The organism is Vibrio sp. OPT46 (genome assembly GCF_015163535.1).
Lineage (GTDB): Bacteria > Pseudomonadota > Gammaproteobacteria > Enterobacterales > Vibrionaceae > Vibrio > Vibrio alginolyticus.
The window spans coordinates 102,272-102,786 of sequence record NZ_JADDYG010000093.1 but is presented as its reverse complement, the minus strand read 5'-3'; the positions used below and the strand labels follow the sequence as shown (position 1 = coordinate 102,786).

1 protein-coding gene is annotated in these 515 nt (G+C 43.1%); it reads left to right on the top strand.

Annotated features, from left to right (window positions below; translation table 11 throughout):
- The coding region (locus IQR33_RS04660) for a helicase-related protein (RefSeq protein WP_193843546.1) at positions 1-515 on the top strand (515 nt) is incomplete at both ends.

The window sequence follows — 515 nt, the reverse complement described above, 5'->3', positions numbered from 1 at the left end:
TTCATAAAGCAGCCAAGCATCGTCGTCGTCAAACGTTGATGTTCTCTGCGACATTAGATCATGCAGACGTCAATGAAATCGCGGCTGAAATGCTCAATGCGCCAAAGCGAATTGCTATCGGCGTTTCTAACGAAGAACATAAAGATATCACGCAAAAATTTTACTTGTGTGATCACCTAGATCATAAAGAGGCAATTTTAGATCGTGTTCTTTCTGAGGCTGAATACCGTCAAGTTATTATCTTTACGGCAACGCGTGATGATACTGAGCGACTAACAGAAAAGCTGAACGAAAAGAAACTGAAGGCTGTAGCATTAAGTGGTAACTTGAACCAGACTCAACGTAACACCATTATGAGTCAGTTTGAGCGCGCAGTATTTAAGATCCTTGTAACGACTGATGTTGCTTCCCGCGGTTTGGATATTGCAACAGTGACACACGTCATCAACTTCGATATGCCAAAGCATACCGAAGAATACGTACACCGAGTTGGTCGTACTGGTCGTGCAGGAAAC